The following is a 22,994-nucleotide window of genomic DNA, read 5'->3' as shown; positions in this document are numbered from 1 at the left end:
CTTGCCCGCGAAAGCGGCGTATCAGTCAACGAAGATGTTGAAGCTGATGGCCTCTTCGCGAGCAGGCTCGCTCCCATAGGGAATCGCGGCCGTGCACGAATATTGAGCCCAACACAAAACCCTGTAGGAGCGAGGCTTGCCCGCGAAGGCGCTCTCGAGATCGCCATCGCCATCGCCAGCAAGCCGGCGCCTACACAGGCCATGCGCCTTTTCTATCAGCGCAGCAGTGCCTTCAAGTCGTTGTACAAGGCCTGGGGAATCTGCACCCCCTCCACTCGACTGCGCGCCCGCGCCTCGTAGCGCCGTTGCGACGGCAAGCGTGCGCCCTGCGCCTGGATGCTGTCGAACATGACCTCGGCCCGGGCCAGGTGCTGTTCGCTGGCGTCGCCGAGAAAGCGCCGTGGATCGAGGGCGATGATCAATTCGCCATGGTACGGCGACGACTTGCTGCCGGCGTCATAGGCCAGCGACTCGGCACTGGTCAGATCACCGATCAATGGCCCGGCGATCAGCTCCACCATCGCTGCCAACGCCGACCCCTTGTGCCCGCCGAACGTCAGCATCGCGCCAGCGTCGAGCACCACGTTCGCATCGGTGCTCGGCTGCCCGTCAGCATCCACGCCCCAGCCTTCGGGGATCGCCTTGCCGGCACGCCGGTGCAGCTCGATGTCGCCCCGGGCAATCGCACTGGTGGCGAAGTCGAACACAAAGGGATCCTGGCCCGGACGCGGCCAGCCGAATGCGATGGGGTTGGTGCCGAACACCGGCTGACTCCCACCCGTAGGCGCTACCCAGGCATGGCTAGGGTTACAGGCCAACGCCACCAGGCCGGCGGCGGTGAGCTGCTCGATCTCGACCCACAGTGCCGAAAAATGCACACAGTGATTGATCGCCAGTGCCGCAATCCCGTTGGCCCGGGTTTTCTCCTGCAGCAATGGCAGGCCCGCCTGAAATGCCAATTGGGAAAAACCACCGGCGGCATCGACCCGCACGATCGAGGGCGCCTGGTCGATCACCCGCGGCTCGGCATCCGCCAGCACCTTGCCGGCCCTGAGCGAATTCACGCACCCCAGTAGCCGGTACAGGCCGTGGGAAGCGCAACCATCGCGCTCGCCGGCAATCACCGTGTCGCTCACCGCACGGGCGTGGGCAAGGTTGAAACCGTTGTGCAGCAGGATCGATTCGGCCAGCTCGCGAGCCTCGGCCAGGGACAGTCGGATCATGATCAACTCCTGGGTCAGACCGTCCACAGTGGCCTATTCCAGAGCCTGGGGCTTGATCACTTTAGGCCCGACCGATGACGAATTCGGCACACCGTCGAACAGCTCGACCCAGGATTCGCCCAACCACTCGTCGGGAAGCCCACGCCGTATCTATTGACAGCGTTCGACGTCTGCGCGAATATTATTTCCATCGCATGCGACCTAAACGCATACGACACACTAACCACAACCCTTGAGGATTCATCCCATGAGCAAGATCGAAAAAGTACTGGCCACCGGCAAAACCCACACCACCGTCAGCGCTGCTGGCCGTAACGGCAACCTCGACATTCAACTGTCCTCGCCTGGCAACGCCAAACCGGCCCATGTGTTCTCGGCCATCCAGCCGCATCCCACCGCCGAGCAACTGTTCGCCGGCGCCTGGTCGGCCTGCTACACCGCCGCTGTCGGCCTCGTGGCCGGTGAGATGAATGTGGTGCTGCCATCCGATCTGTCCGTCGACATCGAAGTCGATCTGGGCCAGACCGGTCCGGCCTACTTCCTCCAGGCTCGCTTGACCCTGCGTGTGCCTGGCCTGGCGCACGATGTCGCAACCACCCTGGCGCATACCGCCGACCAGATTTGCCCGTACTCCAAGGCGACGCGGGGTAATATTGACGTGGCCCTGAACGTCCTCACGGCTTGAAGTACCGCGCGGCGTTGATATCGATCGGCCTCTTCGATACGGCACATATACCGCATACGCTTTAAGCGTATGCGCATACAAAAACCAGCAAAACGTTAAGGACTCATCCATGAACAAGATCGAAAAAGTCCTGGCAACAGGCAAGACCCACACGACGTTCAGCGACGCCAGCAACTCTTCCCATGGCCTCGACATCCAGCTCTCCTCGCCGGGCAACGCAAAACTGGCCCACGAGTTCAAAGCCATCGTGCCGCACCCCACCGCCGAGCAGCTGTTCGCCGGCGCATGGTCGGCCTGCTACACCGCCGCCGTCGAGCTTGCGGCGAAAAACATGAAGGTGACGCTGCCCTCCAATCTGGCCGTCATCATCGAAGTCGATCTGGGCCAGACCGGTGCGGCGTACTTCCTCCAGGCTCGTTTGACCCTGCGCGTGCCGGGCCTGACACAAGAGGTGGCGACGGAGCTGGCGCACGCCGCCGACCAGATCTGCCCGTACTCGAAAGCGACCCGAGGCAATATCGAGGTGGCCATCAACGCCCTGACGGCGTGATGCATTCCTGTGACCGGTTCGTCTTCACGGACGAACCGGCCCGTGATTGGCCTACCCCACCAGATCGATCAACTGCTCGCGCTGCGCCCCCGTCAACATCGGGCCGAAGCCGGCACCGGCGTTTTGCGCCATGTAGCGCGGATTGCCCGTCCCGGGGATGACGCAGGTCACCGCCGGATGCGCCAGCAGGAACTTGAGCGCCAGTTGCGGCCAACTGCTGACCTCCACTTGCGCGGCCCATCCCGGCAGCGGCTTGCCCTTGAGGCGTGCGATCAAGCCACCACCGCCGAAAGGTCGGTTGCAGATCACCGCCACGCCGCGCTCGCGGCACAGCGGCAGCAGGCGTTTTTCCACGCCGCGATCATCCAGGGCATAGTTGATCTGCAGAAAGTCCAGCTGTTCGGCCTTGAGCACCGCTTCGACCTCGTCATAAGCCGATGCCGTGTAATGGGTGATGCCGATATAGCGAATGCGCCCTTCTTCTTTCCATTTGCGCAAGGTCGGCAAATGGGTTTTCCAGTCCAGCAGGTTGTGGATCTGCATCAGGTCGATGCGGTCGGTCTGTAACAATTTGAAAGACTGTTCCATCTGCGCGATGCCTTCTTCGCGGCCACGGGTCCAGACCTTGGTCGCCAGAAAGGCCGGCGAGCGCGGCCGGTGGATCGACAGCAGTTCACCGGTAGTCTGTTCGGCGCGGCCGTACATCGGCGAGCTGTCGACCACCGTCCCGCCCTTCTGGAACAACGCACTGAGCACCGCCGGCAGATCCTTGTAGGCAGGGTCCGAGGGCGCGACATCGAAACCGCGATAAGTGCCCAGCCCGACGACGGGCAACGGCTCGGTACTGGAAGGGATGGCTCGGGTCAGCATGTTCTTGCCTCCTGTTTCCTTCGACGGCGGGGACGCTGCGAAGGCCGGATCGAAGGTGAAAACCATCGAAGCTCCGGCGGCCAGCGTGAGTAGTTGTCGACGTGTATATCCATCAGTGTGGCTCATGGATTGGCCCTTCCACATGTTTGCTGTCAGCTCTTTGCTGTTGCTGCCTGGCCAGCCACAGGCACAACCCGCCCCATAGCCCGGCAAAGGGCACGATCACCAGCGCTACCAGTCCGAAACCGGCGCCCAGCGCCGTCAAACCCGCAGACAACCAGCCACTGGCGGCATCGCCACCTCGATACACCAGGGTTTCGATAACATTCTTGGCCTTGTACTTTTCTTCGCGGCTGACCACGGTCCACAGCACTTCGCGCGCCGGTCGCACGATAGCGAACTCGACCGCGCGGCGCAGCCCCTGCGCCAGCGCGACGGTGGCCGGCACGGGCGCCAGGGCCATGGCGGTGAACGCCACGATCGTTGCCAGGGGCAAGGCGGCCAACGCCCCGCCGACGCCGATCAGACGAATCAATGGTGCCGTCAGCAACAACTGGAAGATCAAGGTCAATGCCGACACGATCAAATCGACCACGGCGAAAAATTGCGTCCTGCTCGCCACATCAGCATAGCTACCGGCGACGATCCGGCCCTGTTCGAAATACAACAAGGTAGCGGCGCTGGTGTGCAGCAGCATGAACAGCACCAGCCCCAGCAGATAACGCGAGCGCAGGATCAGGGTGATGCCTGCGAGCATGCCGCCCCCCATGCGTCGATTTTCCAGCGAGTGGCTGCCGGACTGCGCCTGCGTATGGGACAACAGCGCCCGATAACAGCGCACCGCGGCTTCCAGCAGCAGCGCCGCCGCGACCGTTAGTGCCACCGGCCCCAGGCTCGTCGCCATGGTCGCGGCCAGCAACGGTCCGATGAACGTGCCCAGGGTGCCACCCGCCGCGATGAAGCCGAACAGGCGCCGCCCCTGTTCATTGGAAAAGCGGTCCACCAGTACGCTCCAGAAGATGCTGACGATGAACAGGTTATAGATACTGATCCAGACGAAAAACACTCGCCCTACCGCCACCGGCGCGACGTGATTGGCGATCAACGCGCCAAACACCAGCATCGACAGGGCGATCAGGCGATAGATCAACGGCACGAAACGAATGGCCGGCAGCCGCGAAACCAGCGCACCGAACAGCGGCACCATCAGCAGCATCACCAGGAAAGTGGCGGTGAACAGCCACTGCAGTTTGTCGGCGCCGCCCTCCAGGCCCAGGGCATCGCGCAACGGGCGTACCAGGTAGTAGCTGGCAAGCACGCAGAAATGAAAGGCAAAACCGAGCATCAGCGCCGTTCTTTCCGATGGCAATACGTTGAGCCACTTCAGAACGATCGGCATGGGCGCCCTCCCGGTGCGCGGGTGATTGATCGACTACACTTTGACCGCTATCAGGCAATAGCAGCCTTCAGGCCCAGAGCAGTCAATGCCGCCCACTAACGTTAGCCGAATGTCGCGCACCCTGGTGTCTCTCGTCGTCATCCTCGCAGCCCTGTACCTGGTGCTCTGCGTGGCGCTGTTCGTGTTCCAGCGCGCACTTATCTACTTCCCGCAACCACGCGCCATCGACACCGCGGCAGCGCTGCTGACCCTGTCGGTCGATGACGCACAGGTGCTGGTCTCCGTGCGCCCGCGCGACGGCGCCAAGGCGTTGATCTATTTCGGCGGCAATGCCGAAGACGTGTCCCGCAACCTGCCCGACTTCGCGCAGGCCTTCCCGGATCATGCGCTCTACCTGATGCACTACCGAGGCTACGGCGGCAGTTCCGGGTCGCCCTCCGAGGAGGCTATCCAGCGCGATGCCGTGGCCCTGTTCGACCAGGTCCATGCCACCCATCCCCATATCGCCGTGGTCGGGCGCAGCCTGGGCTCGGGGGTCGCCGTGCGCCTCGCCAGCCAGCGGCCGGCGGCACGCCTGGTGCTGATTACGCCCTACAACAGCCTGGAAGAACTCGGGGCCCGGCAGTATCCGATATTCCCGGTGAAGTGGCTGCTCAAGGACACCTTTGACTCCTGGAAATACGCCGCTCGCGTCCGGGTACCGACGCTATTGATTGCGGCCGAACACGACGAAGTGATACCGCGCTCCAGCACCGAGCGACTCTACCGACACTTCGCCGATGGCGTGGCATCGTTACGAGTCATTGCGGGGGTCGGGCATAATTCGATTTCCGAAAGTCCCGAGTATCTCAAACTGCTGGAAGGCGGATTGTGAGCAGACTGTTTTTAGATGGAACTTTTAACTTCACTTAAAATAACTTCTAAAACTCTACACACGGGGCATGCCAATATACAGGCGCCATTCTACTGACCCTCCCGCCTCCTCTGACAGGCCTTTGGCGACAAGACTTAACTCTACAAATTCAATAATATCGATGAACGGACCATAAATAAAAAATACCTAAAAAACAGATAATTACCCTATAAACTTGCGGCAACATCTAGAAAAACAAGCCAATAATCCGCGACTCAAATCAGCAGCAAAAGTTTCAGTTATTAAATTAATAAAAAAACTTCATATAACCTTTGCCCTTGCCGCCATTGATGTTAATAATCGCCCCGCCCTCGGACAGCCACGTAACTTGCCGCCAACTTTAATGACCGGCAAGCCTCTCTCATTTTTAATGTCCGGCCCTTACCAATCTCAACTATCGCAAGTTGACCCAAGACAAAAACATACTTGGATCGACTGTTATGCGGCGCACTAGAACTGCGCGAGGAAGGCATCATCGTTCGCCATCATTCACCGATCAGGATTCTCTCGATTTTCGGCACACGTCCGGAAGCCATCAAGATGGCGCCCCTGGTCAAGGCTCTGGCTGCGGAGCCCGGCATTCATTCGCAGATCTGCATCACTGGCCAACACCAGAGCATGCTGAAACAGGTGCTGGATCTGTTCGGCTTGAAGGCCGATTACACACTCGATGTCATGACCCCGCAGCAGACCCTGAACTCGCTGACCGCGGCGTTATACGCAGCGATCGACCCGGTGCTGGAAATGACCCGGCCGGATCGGGTGCTGGTGCATGGCGATACGACGTCGGCCATGGTCGCGGCGATGGCTGCCTTTCACCGACGCATCCCCGTGGGCCACGTCGAAGCCGGCCTGCGTACCGGTGATATCTACAGCCCGTGGCCGGAAGAAATGAACCGGCGCTGCATCGACCTGGGGGCTGATCTGCTGTTCGCACCGACCTGCGAATCCCGCGACAACCTGCTTGGCGAACGCCTGCAAGGGCAGACCCTGGTGACCGGCAATACGGTGATCGACGCCTTGCAAATGACGGCCCGACGCTTTGACCAGGACCCTGGCCTGCGTGACAGCCTGGACCGGCAATTCTCGTTCCTGCAACCCGGGCGCAAGGTGTTGCTGGTGACCGGCCATCGTCGGGAGAACTTCGGCGAAGGCTTCCTGGATATCTGCAAGGCCCTGCGCCATCTGGCGCAGCGCGCGGATATCCAGATCGTCTATCCGGTGCATCTGAATCCCAATGTGCTGGGCCCGGTGACCGAACAACTGGGCGATTTGCCCAACGTGCACTTGATCGCCCCCCTGGACTACCTGGCGTTCGTGCGCCTGATGCAACGTGCGCACGTGATTCTCACCGACTCCGGTGGCGTGCAGGAAGAAGCGCCGTCCCTGGGCAAACCGGTGCTGGTGATGCGAGATGTCACCGAGCGCCCGGAAGCGGTGGCCGCGGGGACTGTGCGGCTGGTCGGGACTTCACCGCAAACGATCATTCGTGGCGTCAATGCGCTGTTCGATGACGATCTGCTATGGCGTCGCGCCGCCCGGGCGGCCAACCCTTACGGCGATGGCAAGGCCAGCGCGCGCATAGTCGATGCGCTGATGGGTCGCCCGGTCGATGAGTTTGTCGCCGGTCGATCACCGAAGTACCTGCAGCGCGTGCCCAGGTTAGCGCAAGCACATCACTCGGTATTCACCTCTCTGTAACCCGTTCGCTCCCCTCTTATCTGCTCGAGATCTGCCTGAATGAAGTCTTCCGTTGCCATCCCTACGGGCGCGCTCAGCGCCCTTGCCTGTGGCGTGAGCCTGCTCGCGCTCATGCCTGCCTTTGCCCTGGCCGCGGACAGCCCGCTCACCCAGGCCATCCAGCGGCTCAACGCCGATACCCGACAGGAGCGTGAAATCCGCTTGAGCGATCTGGGGATCGACGCACCGATCATCCTTGGCTCCACCGACTCCCGACGCGAACTGTACCTGCCAGTGCCTGCCGGTGTGCCACTGACGGACGCCACACTGCATTTCGACGCCAGTTACCTTAATGGCGAAGGTGGCCGCAATACGTTGCTGCTGTCGCTGGACGGCTATCCGGTGCGCGCCGAAGGGCTCAGCGAAGCCCAGGGCGATGCCAGCGCGACGTTGGGCGTGGACAAGCAAGCGCGGGACAGCGGCTCGCTGCGCCTGGGCATTGCCTGGTCGTCGATCGTGTCCAGGGTGCTGTGCGAGGACGAACGCGCCATCGGAAACGTACTGCGTATCGAACCGGACACCCGCCTGAGCTACAGCTACGACGCCAGCCAGTTGCAGGACGTCGGCGCCGCCTGGACCGCATTGCCCGGCAAGCCCGGGATCATGGTCGCGCCGGGCACCTTGTCCGCCGACAGCTACGACGCAGCCTGGCGCCTGGGTGTGGCACTGGAGCGGATTGGCAAGCACAGCCGCATCCTGCCCTTCCCCGCCCTGCAAGACAGCGTCGACCTGAGCGGCCTGCGCATCCCCGCTGAACTGCTGGCGATTCCAGCGTTCGCCGGCCTCAACGGCAAAGGCCCGCACGTGCTGGCGGACCCGGCGCAAATCGGCGCGCTGTTGATGTTGGGGCAGACACCGAACGTCCAGGCGGACCTGGCCGTCAACGATCCGCAACTGCTCAAGGCCGTCAATGAGTCACTGGACGCACTGCAGCGCCAGATCCAGGGCCTCGACGCCACGGCCGCCAACGCCTTCACGCAATGGCGCGAGCGGCATATCAATGCAGGCCTGGCCGCCACCGGTACCGACAACGTACGCCTGGCCTTGCTCGGTACACGACCGGTGCTGATGATCGCGCCCCAGGCCACCGGCAAGGCGCTGGCGCTGTTCGGTTCGGCCTGGAACAAGTTGGCCCGCAGCCGCCAATTGACGGTCAGCGAAGCACAGCTGCCGTTGAGCGTCGACGGCCGCGTGGCCTTGTCGCGCCTGGGCGGCAACCCGGGCGCCATCGACGTGCTGGCCAAATCCGACTGGAGCACCTCGTTCCCCTTGGGCAGCGTGGCCTACGACGGGCGCCTGCCGGTCCAGGCGGTGGTCGACGTGTCTGCCGCACCTGGCGCCTCGGACACCGCGCCGGTGGCCTCGCTGTTTCTCAATGACTATCTGATTGGCGCGCAACAGCTGGTGGCCAACGGGGAAAAGCAGCGCATCGAAGCGCATATCCCGCGTTACACCCTGGGTTCGAAGAACGTGCTGCGTGTGTCGTTCCAGCGCCAGCCGGTCAGCGACCGCTGCCTGGAAACCCCCCAGGCCTTCCCGGTCTCGGTGCTGCCCACCAGCCACATCGTGCTGGAAAAGACCGCGCTGGATAACGACTTCTCCGGCATGGCCGCGCGCTTTGCCATGGACACCCAGATCCTCGTGCCACAGGCCTACCTCGAGCATCCGGCGAGCAGCCTGCCACAAGTGATTTCAGTGGCTGACGCCGCCGGCGTTTCGCCGCTGCGGGCGCAACTGAAAGTCAGTGCCGACCCCAAGGCTTCGGTCACGCCGGACAAGGCCTTCCTCGCCTTCGAGCTGCCGATCAAGGACGGCAAGGAATCGGTGCAGGTCGACGAGCAGGGTCGCCTGCGCATCAATCACAAGGATCAGCTGCTGCTGGACGTACATCCCCTCAACCACCTGGCCTCGTTGCAAGTGGTGGAAGCCGGCGGCCAGCACGGCCTGGTCTATCGCGCCCTGGGCAGCGACGCACCGCGCTTCGCCCGGCAGATCCTGCTGACCCGCGGCGACGTGGCCATCCTCGGTGACAAGGGCGCGCTGAGCACCTTCGACACCCAGGACCCGAGTGGCAGCCAACTGATCGACAACGAAGAACCCAAGGGCCTGGACGCCTGGCGCACGCCGTCGTGGTTGTGGCTGATACCCGGCGGCATCCTGTTGTTCCTCATCCTGTTGCTGGCCGGCCGTAGTGCCCGTCGCAATCGCCAGTAACGGAAACCTTCGATGACGTCGCTTTATTGGCCCTATTGGCTGGCCCACTACTACAGCTTCCTGGAGATCTCGACCATCGTGGTCGCGGTGCTGATCCTGATCTCCAGCCTGGACGATCTGTTCATCGATCTGTGGTACTGGTGTCGCCGTCTGTTTCGCAAATTCACCGCGCAGCGCAAATACCGGCCGCTGACGGCCGAGCAGCTGCTGGCCCGGGACGAGCAGCCACTGGCGATCATGGTTCCGGCCTGGCTGGAATATGACGTGATCGCGCCGATGATCGAGAACATGGTGTCGACCCTGGATTACCAGAACTATGTGGTCTTCGTCGGCACCTACATCAACGACCAGCGCACCATCGATGAAGTGGAACGCATGCGGCGGCGCTACAAGCAGCTGCACCGCGTGGAAGTGCCGCACGCCGGCCCGACCTGCAAGGCCGACTGCCTCAATTGGGTGATCCAGGCCATCTTCCTGCATGAGGAAACCCATGGCATGACCTTCGCCGGCGTGGTGATGCACGACAGCGAAGACGTGCTGCACCCGATGGAATTGCGTCTGTTCAACTACTTGCTGCCGCGCAAGGACATGATCCAGTTGCCGGTGGTGTCACTGGAGCGCGATTGGTACGAGTGGGTGGCCGGCACCTACATGGACGAGTTCGCCGAATGGCACGGCAAGGATCTGGTGGTGCGTGAAAGCATGAGCGACACGGTGCCATCGGCCGGTGTCGGCACCTGTTTTTCCCACCGTGCCCTGCGCATGCTCGCCGGGAAAAACCAGAACCAGCCGTTCAACACCGACAGCCTGACCGAAGATTACGACGTCGCCGCGCGCCTGGCCAAGGTCGGCATGAACGCGATCTTCGTGCGGTTCCCGGTGCAGTTCCGGGTGTTGCGCAAATCGTGGTTCCGCAAGCCGTACGAATCGACCCTGGAAATGCCGTTATGCGTGCGCGAACTGTTCCCTGACACCTTCCGCACCGCGTTCCGCCAGAAAGCTCGCTGGACGCTGGGCATTGGTTTGCAAGGTTGGGAGCAAATGGGTTGGAGCGGTTCACTGGCCAACCGCTATCTGCTGTTTCGTGACCGCAAGGGCTTGGTGACGGCTTTCGTCAGCATCATCGCCTACGTCATTCTGGCGCAGCTGTTGGGCCTGATCATCCTGCGCCAGAGCGGCCTGTGGGACGTGAGTTTCCCGACGCCGTTCGAATCCAACGGGTTTATCGCCTACCTGCTGCTGGCCAACGGCATCGCCCTGGCCTGGCGGATCGCGCACCGCTGCTATTTCACCACCGTGTTGTACGGCTGGCAGCATGGCGTGCTGTCCATCCCGCGGATGGTCGTGGGCAACTTCGTCAACTTCATGGCCGCGTCCCGTGCCTGGCGCATGTTCCTGGTCGGCAAGCTGCTCAATCGCAAGCTGGTGTGGGACAAGACCATGCACGACTTCCCGTCCACCGATCTGGTCGCGGCCGCACCGCGCAAGCTGGGCAGCGTGCTGCTGTCCTGGCAGGCAATCAACGACGCCGATCTGCGAAGCGCCCTGGCCGAACAGAAAACCCGACACATGCCTTTGGGACGGATTTTGCTCAGCAATGGTTGGCTGGACGATGAAACCCTGGCGGAAGCCATCGCCTTCCAGAATGACTTGCCCCGGGTGTTCGACGTGGCCGACAAGGCACGCAATTCACCGCTGATGCTGGACGATGAATTCGCCCTGCGCTGGCGTGTGGTGCCGCTGGGCTTGAATGCCCAGGGGCATGCGCAAATCGCCGTGGCCAACCCGCTGCCGGCCGAGGGTTTGCAACAGGTCAGCGATGAGCTGGGCAGCGTGCCTGTGCAGTTGATTGCCCGGGAAAGCGAAATCGTCGCGCGCTTGCGTCAACTGAAGGTGCGCGACGGTCAGCCGGTCCCGGATGCCCAGGCGCCGCTGTTGGGCGACCTGCTGATCGAGATGGGACTGCTGGATCGTGAGGTGTTCAGCCGCGCCATGCTGCAGTACCGCCCGCAACATCACGGACGCATCGGCGACTACCTGGTCGATACCGGTGTGCTGCCGCGCGCCACCATCGAAAAGGCCGTCGCACGCCAGCACAGCCATTATCCCGAGGAGCTTCCGGCATGAATCGCCCCTTCCTGACCCTCATGGCCACGGGGCTGAGCCTGATGCCCGGATTCGTTCATGGCCAGACGCTGCCGTTGCCGTTGACCGGTCCCGCCTATGTAACCGCCAACGAGGCGTACAGCGCCTACGAACGCAAAGACTACGACCTGGCCATCGTCAAGGCCCGTGAAGCGTTGCGCCAGCGGGCCGATATCACCCGCTTGAACAGGCTGATTGTGCTGGCTCAGCGCGACAAGCAGCTGCGTGATCATCCGAGGCGCTATCCGCAGTCGCGGCAGGCCCCGGGCTTCGGTGCCGCGGCCCGGGCCTTCAAGGCCTATGATCGCGACGACTTCGGCCTCGCTGCCCAGGCGGCACGCCAAGCCATCGCTCAGGCACCCAAGCGCATGGATTACCGGTTGCTGTTGATCGAATCCTTGCAGCGCCAACACAACCTGCCGGCAGCGGATCAAGCCACCACCCAGGCCCTGGCGGTGTTCCCGGACGACGATACGTTGTTGATGCGCCGCGAAGCGATCCGCCGGCAATTGGCCGCACCGCTGGCGGTCCAGGGCTATCGCGCCCTGGAGCAAGGCCAGGCTTCACTGGCCGTGGACCAGGCCAGGAAAGCCGTGGCCTGGGCTCCGGAAATCGGCGCCAATCAGCAACTGCTGATCAGTGCCCTGCTGGCTGCCCGGGATTATCCGGGGGCCGAACAGGCCGCCTCCGGTGCCTTGGCCCAGGACGATGGAGAAATCGCGCCGTGGATTCTGCGCAGCTATGCCCTTGATCGTCAGGGCAACACCCGGGCGGCCGAGGCTGACCTGAAGCGTGCCCTGGCCATCGATGGCCTGCTGGAGGCGGAAGTCCGTGACATCAGCTTCTTCGCCGCTGACGCCGCATTGGCCCATGGCCAGCCGCAACAGGCGCTCGATCATCTGCAGCCACTGGCCGACGATGACAGCGGCGAAGTGGCCCGCCGACGTACCGCTGCCCGAATGGCGCTGCGGCAGAAGAACAACGGCTTGCACGCTGTTGCCCGTTTTCCGGCGCCGACCCTGAACTGTCAGGAAACGGCGTTCGGCCTGGTCTGTGATATCTGGCCGGGCAACCAGCGCGACGGGGGCACCGACATGGCCGCCCAGGCCTACGCGGCCCTGGCTCGCAAAGACCCGGCGACCGCGGTTGCCCTGGCCAATCAAGCCATCGACCGCGCGCCGCAGAACCCGGCATACCGGCGCCTGCTGGTCAGCGCGCTGAGTGACCGCAAACAGGTGCCCCAAGCCATTGCAGCGGCCAGCGACGGCCTCAAGGTCAGTGGCGATGACGCCCGGCTGCTGGCCCAGCGCGGCCGCCTGCATCAGCAAGCGGGGGACGATGTCGAGGCGCGCCAGGACTTCACACGGGCCTTGGCCCTGGGCAGCCTGCCCGCTTACGAAGAAGCCAGCCTGTATGCCGCCATCGGCCAGCGCCGAACTGCGCGCGAACGCCTGCAACAAGCGCGGGACACCGGTGAGCTGGAATCGATGAGCGAGCTGCAGCTGGCCTATTTGTCGGTCCAGGCCGGCGATGATGACGCAGCCCAGGCGTCGTTCCGCAACGCCGACGCCGACACCCGACTCACGCCGACGGCGACCCAGGACGCGGCCTACACCGCCATGCGGGTCAACGACGACGAGCAAGCCGTCAGCTACTTCAAGCGCGTCATCGATGCGCAAGCCTCCGGTGACCTGGACATGCCTGCGCAACAGCTGTTCGACACCCGTCGCGCGGTGGCCGATGTATCGCGCACCTGGGGCCTGACCAGCACGACCAGCTATCGTGGCAACAGCTCCAGCAGTGGCCTGAGCGCAGCCCCGACCAGCGGCAGCAACAGCAATGACAGTCTGCAGAACAGCACCGAACTGTCCTGGCGTCCCCTGGGATATCGCAATGCACGTTTTGTCGAACTTTACGGACGCGTCACCGACACGCTGTGGAGCAAGAACAGCGATTCGGACACCGGATTCGATGCGCTGCAAGGCGCTGTGGGTGTTCGGGTCAAACCCTTCACGGCGCTGAACGTGATGGCCGCCGTCGAGCGCACATTCCCCCTGGGATCATCGGACGTCGATGGCGACTGGCTGGTGCGCCTGGGTTATGGCTCGAGCATCGGCACCGATCTGCGGGTCGATACCTCCAGCTGGTGGACCTCGCAGTTGTTCGCCGAGGCCGGTCATTACATCAATGACTCGCGTGATTACTTCAACAGCGAATGGCAGGTGGGGCGCAGCTACGCCATCGGTGGTACAGGCTCGCGCTGGGTCAGCTTCCCGCATGTCGTGGCCGCGTTCGACTACGACTCCAAGATGCACAGCGAGACCGCTGCCGATGGCAGCACGGACTCATCATCCGGCAAGGCCGGTGGCATCGGTGTCGGTAACAACGTCCGTTACTGGTTCCGCGAAGATGCCTACAACGCCCCCCGCTCCTACGTGGATTTTTCCCTGCAGTACCGCGTGAAAGTGCTGGGCGATGACCGCGCCAAAGGCGTGTTCGCACGCCTGACCTATTCCTATTGAGGACTGACATGAACGTTCGAGTTTTATTGTGGCTGGGTCTTGGCGTGGTCCCGACAGCGGCCCAGGCCGCCCCTGAAATCGCCCAACTGTACGCGCCAAAACTGCCCGAAGGCGCCGCCTGGGTGCGGGTGGTCAACCCCGGCGATACCACTGTGCAGGTCCGCCTGGGTCAAGGCCCGGACCTGGCCCTGTCCGCCCAGGCCGAAGTGGCCAGCCCTTTCCAGGTGGTGGACTCGCGACAGCCGATTCAGGTGACCGTCAATGGTCGCGAGATCAAAGGCCTGAGCGCACCGAAAAGTGCCTGGGTCACGCTGATTCTCGACAGCGACCCGACACGGGCCCCTCGCCTGGTCATCGACCCGCCGTTGCGCGGTAAAGACCTGCGCGCCGAACTCAACCTGTACAACCTGGGCAGCGGTTGCGAACAGGCCGATATCTCACTGGCCAATGGCGCCACTGTATTCAACCGGGTGCCGTTCAACGGGCAAGTCCAGCGCACGATCAACCCTGTGCAAGCGACCTTGGTTGCCCGCTGCCACCCGAACAGCAGCCTGCCGTTGAAGCTGGCGCCCTTCAAGGCCGGCGATCGCTACAGCCTGTTCCTGATCGGCTCCCGCCAGGCACCACGGCTGATCGGCCTCGTCGACCAGACCGCGCCATGACCGTTTCATTCAAACCCCATCGCTTGATCCGCGTCACGCTCGCCGGTCTGCTGTTGAGCCTGGCGGGCACCGGCGTGCAAGCGGCCTCGGCGGTGATCACCGGCAACGGCGGCTGGTTGTTCCCGGCCTGGGAAAGCCTGAGCAAGGTCGATAACCCCGGCACGGCCCGCAACATTGCGCTGGTGAAGCAACTCCAGCAGCAACTGGCACGCCAACACATCGGGCTCGTCGTGCTGGTGGTGCCGATGAAGGCGCCGTTTTATGCCCAGCGCCTGCCCACCGATCAGCCCTTGAGCACGGCCGTCATGCAGCGTTATGACCGCTTGCAGAGCGACCTGGCCAAAGCGGGCCTGATCACGCTGAACATCAAGCCCATCTTGCAACGGACCGAGCAAGGCAAGCAGACCGCGTTTTACCGCGCCGACTATCACTGGACTGCCTGGAGCGCCGAAAACACCGCCGACGCTACGGCACAACTGATTTCCGCGCGTTACCGCCTGCCCGGCGAGCCCGGTGGTGGCGCAGCGCTGGGCCAGTGGTTCGAGCGCCGCGCGTTCGGCGACCTGGCCAGCAATTTCCTGCCAGCGGTCAAGCGCAAAGCCATCGGTCGCGACATCTATACCGTGCGCCATCAGGCAGAAAAAGACTTGCTGATCGATGACGCGCCAGCACCGGTCCAAGTGATCGGCAACAGCTTTGTCCAGCCCTATCTGGGGTATACCCAGAAGCTCTCCAATGCCCTGGACCGCCCCGTCGCGCTGACCTGGAACCCCGGCGATGTCGGTCCGTGGGCTACGCTGCTGCAATACCTGGAGTCGACGGATTTTGCCGGGCACAAGCCGCAAGTGATCGTCTGGCAATTCAATGAGGGCCAGTTCCACCTCGGTCCCGATGCGACAGCCAACTGGAATGCAACAGGCGTCACCTCGCTGAGCCAATGGCATCAGCGCCTCGACAAGGTATTGCCGTGAACATCCTCGGGTACTCCGCCAGTCGCGCGACCGTTACGGCCGTGTTGTTCGCCCTCACCCTCGGTGCCGGTGCCGGCTTGCTCTACGTGACGAGCAACAAGGCACTGGACCCGGGGATTGTCGGCATCGTCTGGCAGCCCGACAACAAGACCGTGGGCATCAGCGGAAACTGGGAAAAACTGGGCGCTCGAGAGCTTCTGGTGCAATGGACCGTCGTCGACGATCAGGCCTTCATTCCCGGCAGCGGCCTGCCCAGCGTCCCGGTCCTGCCCGATTGGGCGCGTATCGCCAAGGCTCCCTGGGCCCAGGATGTCATCCTCGGGCTGGCCGGCTATTTCAGCGAGAACCGTTCCAGGGACAATATCGAGCAACTGGCGGTGGTCTCGGAACGCATTGCCAGGCTGCCGACGCCACTGCACGTGACCGGCTGGTATTTCCCGGCCGAAGTCGATCCCAGCTGGACCCGCGCCAAGGAACTGCCTGCGCTGCTGGCAAAGCTGCCACGACCGTTGTGGATCAGCGTCTACGATGGCGCCAACATCGGCCCCGCGGCCACCGCCGACTGGCTCAAGCAATGGCTGCCGGATGACATCGGCGTGTTCTTTCAGGATGGTGTCGGCGTTTATGCGCGCACGGCACCCGTGGCCCGAACCTATGCCGACGCCTTGGGCGAACGTCTGGGCAAGGCGCGTGTGCGGATCATAGTCGAGGCCTTTCGCCCCAACTTCGGTGGCGGATTCCGCTCCGCGACCGCCGCCGAACTCAAGACGCAACTCGCTGCGTATGACGGCTATCCCCTCTACCTGTTCGACGGTCCGCACTACGTGACACCGCACTTGGTGGAGCAATTGCAGCCATAAGGGCGCCGTTCAATTGGCCGAAACCAGCCTGAGACCGATAACGCCAGCCAGGATGAGCACAATGCACAATATTCTCAGCGCCGTGGTGGCATCCCCCAGCAGCGCCATGCCCAGAATCGCCGTGCCCGCCGCGCCGATACCGGTCCACACCGCATAGGCGGTCCCGACCGGCAGTGTGCGCAACGACATCGAAAGCAGAAAAACGCTCGACAAGCCGGTTGCGGCCGCCAGCAATCCCGGTATCAATCGGGTGAAACCGTCAGAACCTTTCATGTAGAAGGCGAATGCAATTTCGAGAATGCCGGCGATGCCCAATAATGCCCATGCCATGGTGATAGCCCCGCTGATGTAGATCCGTAAGTTGAATCGCCAGGCGTTAGCGCCTGGCGAGACTGGGTGAGCGCGCTACTGACCTATCCGGCAGGTCAAGCCTTGTTGGCAGCAGCGGGTTTCGAACGGAACGTGACGCCGAATCGATTGAAGGCGTTCATCAAACCGATCGCATAAGTCAGATCGGCCAGTTCCTTATCGCTGAACTCGGCCGCCGCTGCCTCGTAATCAGCATCGGGAACGCCGGTTTCAGCGACACGGGTCACGGTCTCCGCCCAGCTCAGGGCAACACGTTCGCGCTGGCTGAAGACTTCACCCGCGTCGTGCCACACCGGTACCAGCACCAGCTTGTCCACACTCACGCCGAGTTTCAGCAAATCGCGCGAATGCATGTCGATGCAGAATGCACAGCCGTTAATTTGCGAAACCCGCAGATAGACCAGGTCGATCAGTTCGTGGGACAGACCACTGTTTTGCAGATAGACGTAGACACCGCCAAATGCCTTGTAACCTTCAGGAGAAGCTTTGGAGTAATCGATACGGTTGCTCATGATGAGTCCTTGTGTTTGCTGGATAAGGGACGCCATCGTGCTGTTTCTTGGTCTATTTGATAAGGTCCATGATCGGTGTTGCGTTCTGGGCCATGATCCTTTTAGCGGCTGGCGTTCATGGCCTAGTCACTTACCTGATTCATGGACCTTTGTGATAGGTCATAAGCTTCATAGAGTGATTCCCTCACATCAGCACTTTGAGCAACGGGTGAATCATGAAAATCCTCCACGTAATCTGCAGTCCTCGCGGGCAAGCTTCCGAGAGCTACCGACTTTCCCAAAACATCATCGGTTTTTTACTCGATGGCGCCCCGACGGCCACCGTCATCAACCGGGTCGTGGCGGGCGATGCCATTTCCCAGGTCGACGAGGATTACGCCAATTCACAACAATCGTCTGCAGACGTCTCGCAGGAAGGTTCTCTCGCCCGCTCGGATGAGTTGATTCAAGAACTGGAAAGCGCCGATGTGGTGGTCATTGGCACACCCATGCATAACTTCACCGTACCGGCCGCGCTGAAAGTCTGGATCGATCACGTCGCTCGCGTTCGTCGCACCTTCAATGTCGGCGCGCAAGGCAAGACCAGCCTGCTGCGCGACCGGCCGGTGTTTGTCGCGGTGGCCTCGGGCGGCAGATTTACCGGGGTGAACCCGCGGCAGCCGGATTTCCTGACGCCCTATTTGAGCGCCGTGCTGGGCATGATCGGGCTGCATGCACTAACGTTCTTCTCGGTTGAAGGCACTGCCTTGGGTCCGGATGCCGTGGCTGAGGCCAGGCGCAAGGCAGACTTGGCACTGCATGCGTATTTTTCTTCGAATCGCTGATCCGATGGAGAGCAACATGAATCGACTCTTGGCTGTCGCTTTACTGTGCACCTCGATTTCGCTCGCCCAGGCTGCCGAGCGCTGGGAGACGCTTCCAGCGACGCCCCAGATCACCACGGCCGCCAAATCCGACTACCTGAACGTCAACGGCGCCAGGCTGTTCTACAGCGTTGTCGGCCAGGGATCGCCCGTCATCCTGTTGCACGGCGGCCTGGCCAATTCCGATTATTGGGGAAACCAGGTCAAGGTACTGGCGCCTCATCACACCGTGGTCTTGCTCGACAGTCGCGGCCATGGGCGCAGTGGCAGGGATACGCAAGCTTATGGCTACGACTTGATGGCGGATGACGTCGTTGCGTTACTGGACCATTTGAAGATACCCAAGGCTGACGTGGTGGGATGGAGTGACGGCGCGATCCTCGGCCTGGATCTGGCGATACGTCACCCTGATCGCGTCGGGAAAATATTCGCCTTCGCCGCCAACTCGACCACCGATGGCGTCATTGCCGGCGTTGAAAAAAACCCGACCTTCGCCGCCTACATCGAGCGTGCCGGGCAGGAATACAAGCAGCTGTCGCCCACGCCGGACAAATTTGACGAGTTCGTCGAGCAAATCAGTCATATGTGGGGCACACAGCCGGCCTGGAGCGATGCCGACCTGAAGAAGATAAAATCACCGGTGCTGATTGCCGACGGCGACCATGATGAGGCGATCAAACGCGATCACACCGAGTACCTGGCAGCGACCATACCCGGTGCCGGCCTGGCCATACTGCCCAATGCCAGTCATTTCGCGTTTATGCAGGCACCCGCTGACTTCAATGCCATCCTGCTGAATTTCCTGGGAGAAAAATAACGAGTAACCCGGCGTTTTATTCGTAGGGAAGTCAGAGCACCGGCCCCGGCGGCAATTTGTGCCATGGGTAGCCTTTTGCACCGAGCTCAAAGGCGTACTCGAACAGGCGCTTCATGTACTCGCCATCGAATTTATGATTGCGGGAAAAGCCGAAGTCGGCGCCGATATAGGCAAGATTGAAGTCGGCCCCATCCTGCTTTGCCATGCGATAGATACGATCCAGATCGCTGACCCCCTGGGTTTGAATCAAGGCACTGATGGCTCGACCACCAATGCTCAATGTACGGCGCTTGGTCCCGGACCACTGCGGTGCCAGCTTCCCGTTGCGAATGACATAGAAATGACGCTCGTTGCGCACAGGTGCGCCCGGGACTTTGTTCATCGCCATCACGGTGCCTGGCGGGTACAGGAACATCTGCGTGATGACGCCGCCATCCACGTGCATTTCCTGGAACTGTTTGCCGTCGACTTCCACATCGATCATGACCGGTGACACGGCGCCGGGAATGCTCATTGACGCGACCATGATGTTGCGAAAGAGCTCGAGCGCTTCCGGCGCCTGGCTGGCGGCGATAGTGCCCATGTTCCAGGTGACGGGCCGCGCCGAATCAAGGTCAGTGGTGCCGATCAACAGTATTCGTCCTTTGGCATATTCCGTCGCGATCTGCGCAAGCACCTCGGGCGTGATGTACCTCGCAATAAGCCGCGACAGTGGCTTGCTGTCGGCTATGCCGTCGCTGGCAAGACGCGCCAGGACATTACGCGAACGGAAAATGTCTTTCGGGCCGACGGCATTGCAGATACGCGCAATGACCTCATCGTACTGCGGCCCCAGGAAAGCGAACGGGGCGACCAGGGCGCCGGCGCTGATGCCGGTGACGATCTTGAACACCGGGCGAGTGCCATGCCGGGTCCACCCCGCTATAAGCCCCGCGGCAAAGGTGCCAGCGTCGCCACCGCCGGAAATGGCCAGCATGCTTGCCAGCGGCAGGATGCTGTCCTGCCTGCCGGTTGCAACGAGCGCCTCATGCTCTCGTTTGTTGGCCGCAATGGCATCGTGGATGAACGGCGTCAGGTCCTGGTCCAGCCAGTAGCGCGCATCGGGAATGCCCGGTATGACGGCTTTTTCCGTTAAAGTCGGGGGTACGGCGTCACGGCGTTGCAGGCATGCCTGAAGCAACATGTTCAGGGTTGAGGCACTGGGTCTGAGCTGGAACGGGTTCAAAACGCCTCCTCCGGCCCCTGCAGTCGACAGAGAACGCGCTCATCGCAGTATTCGGTGAAATGTCCTTGCCGTTGGTGATCGAGATGGCTATATGAAAGCACGCTGCGACACCTGATTCGAACGTCCAGTCGCTTATCTTGCGCCCCTTTGCGAGAGAAAAAAACACGTTGCCCGCGTCCGGCAGGCCTGTACTTCCTGACTAAAAACAATGAGCGCACTGTCCGCAGCCATGACCCATCAAATCAACCACTTTTCACCCCTCGATCCCTCTTCCCCGGAGCCCATCTATCGGCAAATCTACTGGCGGTTCCGCGGTGCGATCACTGATGGCTTGCTCACTCCGGGGGAGCGGATTCCCGCGGCCCGGGCCTTGGCCAAGGAACTCGGGCTGGCGAGGGGGACCATCGACACCGCCTATTCACTGCTGACCGCCGAGGGCTATATCCAGTCTCGTGGCCAGGCCGGCACGGTGGTGGCGCCGGGCATCAACGTCAGCGCGCTGGCGCCCCCCGCAGCGCGATCATCCGGGTCGGCGGCAAGCCCGGCCATCCGGCACAAGGCACCGGTCCTGCCGTTTCAAATGGCCCTGCCCGCGCTGGATGCTTTCCCACGAAAAATATGGTCGCAAATCGGTGCGCGGTGCGTGCGGGCGACCCGGATCCCGGACATGGCCAACCCGTCGGTCTATGGGCTGGAATCGCTGCGCAGCGCGATTGCCACCTACCTGCAGGTGGCACGGGGCATTACCTGCTCTCCCGCCCAGGTGTTCATCACCTCGGGCTACCGCAACACCCTGTCGCTGATCACTCACGCACTGCTCAAACCCGGCGACCGCGTCTTCGTGGAAGACCCTGGCTATTTGCCGACCCGTCAGTTGCTGGAGCATCTGCAGATGGAAGTGGTCCCGGTGGCGGTCGACCGGGATGGCCTGCGGGTCGCGGACGCGTTAAGCGACTCGGCGGGGGCACGTGCGGCGGTGGTTACCCCGGCCCATCAGAGCCCGTTGTGCGTGTCATTGTCGCTGGCGCGACGTCTGCAGCTACTGGAATGGGCGAGTCGCGAGCAAGCCTGGATCGTCGAGGACGATTACGACGGCGAGTACCGCTACATCAGCCGCCCGCTGCCCGCGCTCAAGAGCCTGGACCGTGATGGCCGGGTGCTTTATTGCGGTACGTTCAGCAAGGTGCTGTTCCCCGGGATCCGTCTCGCGTATCTGATTGTGCCGCCCGCGCAGGTCGAACGCTTCGAACAGGTCAGCCAGATATTCCTCGGCGGCTGCCCGGAGCTCACCCAGGCCATCGTCGCAACCTTTGTGACCGAGGGCCATTTTGCCCGGCATATCCAGCGCATGCGCAAACTCTACGGCGAACGCCGGGAGATGACCGCACGGGGGCTCGGCAAAGCCCTGGGCGACAAAATTCACATCGATGCGCAACCGGGCGGCATGCACCTGATCCTGCGACTGCAGGAACACCAGTCCGATCGCTTGCTGGTCGAGCGTCTGCAGCAGGCCGGTATATATGCCGAAGCCCTGAGCGACTGGAGCATCCAGGGCCAGGCCAATTCGGCGCTGCTGCTCGGCTTCGCCAACATCGCCTGCGAAGACAGCGCCGAACAGCTGGGCAAACGCATCCTCGAGTTGATGTAACGCCGCGGATCATGGCCAACTCGAACAGCCGATTCTTGGACCTTTCTCGCCAGCGCGGCGGATCGCATCATGGGTGCTTGCCATCCACCGGGAATCATCCGATGTCCACGCCTGCCCCGCTTCGCAGCATTGCCGTTTTCTCCGGCTCCAACTACGGCTTCGACCCCGCGTATGCCGAAGGGGCCAGGGCCCTTGGGAGGGAGATCGCCAAACGCGGCATCCGCCTGGTCTATGGCGGCACCCACAAGGGTTTGATGGGGGTCATGGCCGATACCGTGCTCGCCGAAGGCGGTGAAGTGACCGGTATCATCACTGGCTTGCTGTTCGACCTCGGGCACCTGCATCCAGGACTGACCCGGCATGAAGTGACGCAAGACATGCGCAGCCGCAAGACACGCATGAGTGAATCGGCCGATGCCTTCATTGCATTGCCTGGCGGCCTGGGGACCTTTGAAGAACTGTTCGAAGCGGCCACCCTGACGCAATTGGGCGAACACCACAAAGCCGTCGCCTGCCTGAATATCGGCGATTTCTTCAACCCGGTACGCAGCCTGCTCGAGCATGCCGTGAAAGAAGGTTTCGTGAAAAGCGAACACAGTGAGATGCTGATCTTCGACACCGATCCGTCTGCGCTGATCGATGCGCTGGAGCAGTGGCAGGCGCCGACGGTCAACAAATGGATTACAGCGTCGCAAGACGTCAATTGAAATGCAGAACCTGTGGGAGCGGGCTTGCTCGCGAAAAGGCCGGTACATTCAACAGTAATGTCGACTGATCCGACGCCTTCGCGAGCAGGCTCGCTCCCA

21 protein-coding genes are annotated in these 22,994 nt (G+C 62.2%); 15 read left to right on the top strand and 6 right to left on the bottom strand.

The window, feature by feature from the left end; genetic code table 11:
• Positions 1 to 215: 215 nt before the first annotated feature.
• Entirely contained in the window at positions 216 to 1,223 is a 1,008-nt protein-coding gene (locus ACA041_RS12865) for an Ldh family oxidoreductase (protein ID WP_497441446.1), read from the bottom strand.
• Between ACA041_RS12865 and ACA041_RS12860 the strand changes: the two genes are divergently transcribed.
• From ACA041_RS12860 to ACA041_RS12850, 3 genes are all read left to right on the top strand, one after another.
• Positions 1,222 to 1,380, top strand: coding sequence for a hypothetical protein (locus ACA041_RS12860; RefSeq protein WP_497441445.1), 159 nt, complete (start codon positions 1,222 to 1,224; stop codon positions 1,378 to 1,380). The two genes, ACA041_RS12865 and ACA041_RS12860, sit on opposite strands and share 2 nt — an antisense overlap.
• A gap of 90 nt (positions 1,381 to 1,470) precedes the next feature.
• Positions 1,471 to 1,908 carry an Ohr family peroxiredoxin gene (locus ACA041_RS12855; protein WP_497441444.1) on the top strand — a complete coding sequence of 146 codons (438 nt, stop codon included), beginning with the start codon at positions 1,471 to 1,473 and terminating at the stop codon, positions 1,906 to 1,908.
• A gap of 109 nt (positions 1,909 to 2,017) precedes the next feature.
• Positions 2,018 to 2,458, top strand: a complete 441-nt coding sequence (locus ACA041_RS12850) for an Ohr family peroxiredoxin (RefSeq protein WP_497441443.1) — start codon at positions 2,018 to 2,020, stop codon at positions 2,456 to 2,458.
• Between the two features lie 51 nt (positions 2,459 to 2,509).
• Here the strand turns inward: ACA041_RS12850 and ACA041_RS12845 are convergent, their stop codons facing one another.
• Entirely contained in the window at positions 2,510 to 3,454 is a 945-nt protein-coding gene (locus ACA041_RS12845) for an aldo/keto reductase (RefSeq protein ID WP_497441442.1), read from the bottom strand.
• On the bottom strand, positions 3,441 to 4,727 hold the full coding sequence (locus tag ACA041_RS12840; RefSeq protein WP_497441441.1) for an NTP/NDP exchange transporter: 1,287 nt from the start codon (positions 4,725 to 4,727) through the stop codon (positions 3,441 to 3,443). Before ACA041_RS12840 ends, ACA041_RS12845 begins: the two co-directional genes overlap by 14 nt.
• Positions 4,728 to 4,812: 85 nt before the next feature.
• On the opposite strand from ACA041_RS12840, the gene ACA041_RS12835 reads away from it, so the two are divergent.
• The 8 genes from ACA041_RS12835 to ACA041_RS12800 all read left to right on the top strand — a co-directional run bounded on the left by ACA041_RS12835 (position 4,813) and on the right by ACA041_RS12800 (position 16,754).
• A complete protein-coding gene (locus tag ACA041_RS12835) occupies positions 4,813 to 5,601 on the top strand; it encodes an alpha/beta hydrolase (RefSeq protein WP_497441440.1) in 789 nt (262 codons plus the stop codon).
• A 534-nt stretch (positions 5,602 to 6,135) separates the two neighbouring features.
• Positions 6,136 to 7,341: a non-hydrolyzing UDP-N-acetylglucosamine 2-epimerase gene (wecB, locus tag ACA041_RS12830; protein ID WP_497442066.1), complete on the top strand. Its 1,206-nt coding sequence runs from the start codon at positions 6,136 to 6,138 to the stop codon at positions 7,339 to 7,341.
• A gap of 39 nt (positions 7,342 to 7,380) precedes the next feature.
• Positions 7,381 to 9,594 carry a hypothetical protein gene (locus ACA041_RS12825; RefSeq protein ID WP_497441439.1) on the top strand — a complete coding sequence of 738 codons (2,214 nt, stop codon included), beginning with the start codon at positions 7,381 to 7,383 and terminating at the stop codon, positions 9,592 to 9,594.
• Between the two features lie 12 nt (positions 9,595 to 9,606).
• Positions 9,607 to 11,721: a glycosyl transferase family protein gene (locus ACA041_RS12820; protein WP_497441438.1), complete on the top strand. Its 2,115-nt coding sequence runs from the start codon at positions 9,607 to 9,609 to the stop codon at positions 11,719 to 11,721.
• On the top strand, positions 11,718 to 14,261 hold the full coding sequence (locus tag ACA041_RS12815) for an NfrA family protein (protein ID WP_497441437.1): 2,544 nt from the start codon (positions 11,718 to 11,720) through the stop codon (positions 14,259 to 14,261). Before ACA041_RS12820 ends, ACA041_RS12815 begins: the two co-directional genes overlap by 4 nt.
• An 8-nt stretch (positions 14,262 to 14,269) precedes the next feature.
• Positions 14,270 to 14,923 (top strand): alginate O-acetyltransferase AlgF, encoded by a 654-nt coding sequence (locus ACA041_RS12810; protein ID WP_497441436.1) that lies wholly within the window; start codon positions 14,270 to 14,272, stop codon positions 14,921 to 14,923.
• On the top strand, positions 14,920 to 15,894 hold the full coding sequence (locus ACA041_RS12805) for an alginate O-acetyltransferase AlgX-related protein (RefSeq protein ID WP_497441435.1): 975 nt from the start codon (positions 14,920 to 14,922) through the stop codon (positions 15,892 to 15,894). The genes ACA041_RS12810 and ACA041_RS12805 overlap by 4 nt, the downstream gene beginning before the upstream one ends.
• Entirely contained in the window at positions 15,891 to 16,754 is an 864-nt protein-coding gene (locus ACA041_RS12800) for an alpha-amylase family protein (RefSeq protein ID WP_497441434.1), read from the top strand. The genes ACA041_RS12805 and ACA041_RS12800 overlap by 4 nt, the downstream gene beginning before the upstream one ends.
• 9 nt (positions 16,755 to 16,763) lie before the next feature.
• Here the strand turns inward: ACA041_RS12800 and ACA041_RS12795 are convergent, their stop codons facing one another.
• Positions 16,764 to 17,084, bottom strand: a complete 321-nt coding sequence (locus tag ACA041_RS12795; protein ID WP_497441433.1) for a DMT family transporter — start codon at positions 17,082 to 17,084, stop codon at positions 16,764 to 16,766.
• 95 nt (positions 17,085 to 17,179) lie between these two features.
• Positions 17,180 to 17,635 (bottom strand): carboxymuconolactone decarboxylase family protein, encoded by a 456-nt coding sequence (locus ACA041_RS12790; protein ID WP_497441432.1) that lies wholly within the window; start codon positions 17,633 to 17,635, stop codon positions 17,180 to 17,182.
• A 215-nt stretch (positions 17,636 to 17,850) separates the two neighbouring features.
• Between ACA041_RS12790 and ACA041_RS12785 the strand changes: the two genes are divergently transcribed.
• Positions 17,851 to 18,459, top strand: a complete 609-nt coding sequence (locus ACA041_RS12785; RefSeq protein WP_497441431.1) for an FMN-dependent NADH-azoreductase — start codon at positions 17,851 to 17,853, stop codon at positions 18,457 to 18,459.
• A 16-nt stretch (positions 18,460 to 18,475) separates the two neighbouring features.
• Positions 18,476 to 19,315: an alpha/beta fold hydrolase gene (locus tag ACA041_RS12780; protein ID WP_497441430.1), complete on the top strand. Its 840-nt coding sequence runs from the start codon at positions 18,476 to 18,478 to the stop codon at positions 19,313 to 19,315.
• A gap of 31 nt (positions 19,316 to 19,346) precedes the next feature.
• On the opposite strand, the gene ACA041_RS12775 is transcribed toward ACA041_RS12780, so the two are convergent.
• Complete coding sequence (locus ACA041_RS12775) at positions 19,347 to 20,540, bottom strand: patatin-like phospholipase family protein (protein WP_497441429.1); 1,194 nt, start codon at positions 20,538 to 20,540, stop codon at positions 19,347 to 19,349.
• A 229-nt stretch (positions 20,541 to 20,769) separates the two neighbouring features.
• Here ACA041_RS12775 and pdxR point away from each other — a divergent pair, with 229 nt between their 5' ends.
• On the top strand, positions 20,770 to 22,188 hold the full coding sequence (gene pdxR, locus ACA041_RS12770; RefSeq protein ID WP_497442065.1) for a MocR-like pyridoxine biosynthesis transcription factor PdxR: 1,419 nt from the start codon (positions 20,770 to 20,772) through the stop codon (positions 22,186 to 22,188).
• Positions 22,189 to 22,289: 101 nt separating this feature from the next.
• Entirely contained in the window at positions 22,290 to 22,895 is a 606-nt protein-coding gene (locus tag ACA041_RS12765) for an LOG family protein (RefSeq protein WP_497441428.1), read from the top strand.
• The last annotated feature ends 99 nt before the right edge of the window (positions 22,896 to 22,994 follow it).

The organism is Pseudomonas sp. LBUM1676, from assembly GCF_059695605.1.
The sequence above is the reverse complement of the archived record's forward strand: the minus strand, read 5'-3'. Positions and strand labels throughout refer to the sequence as shown.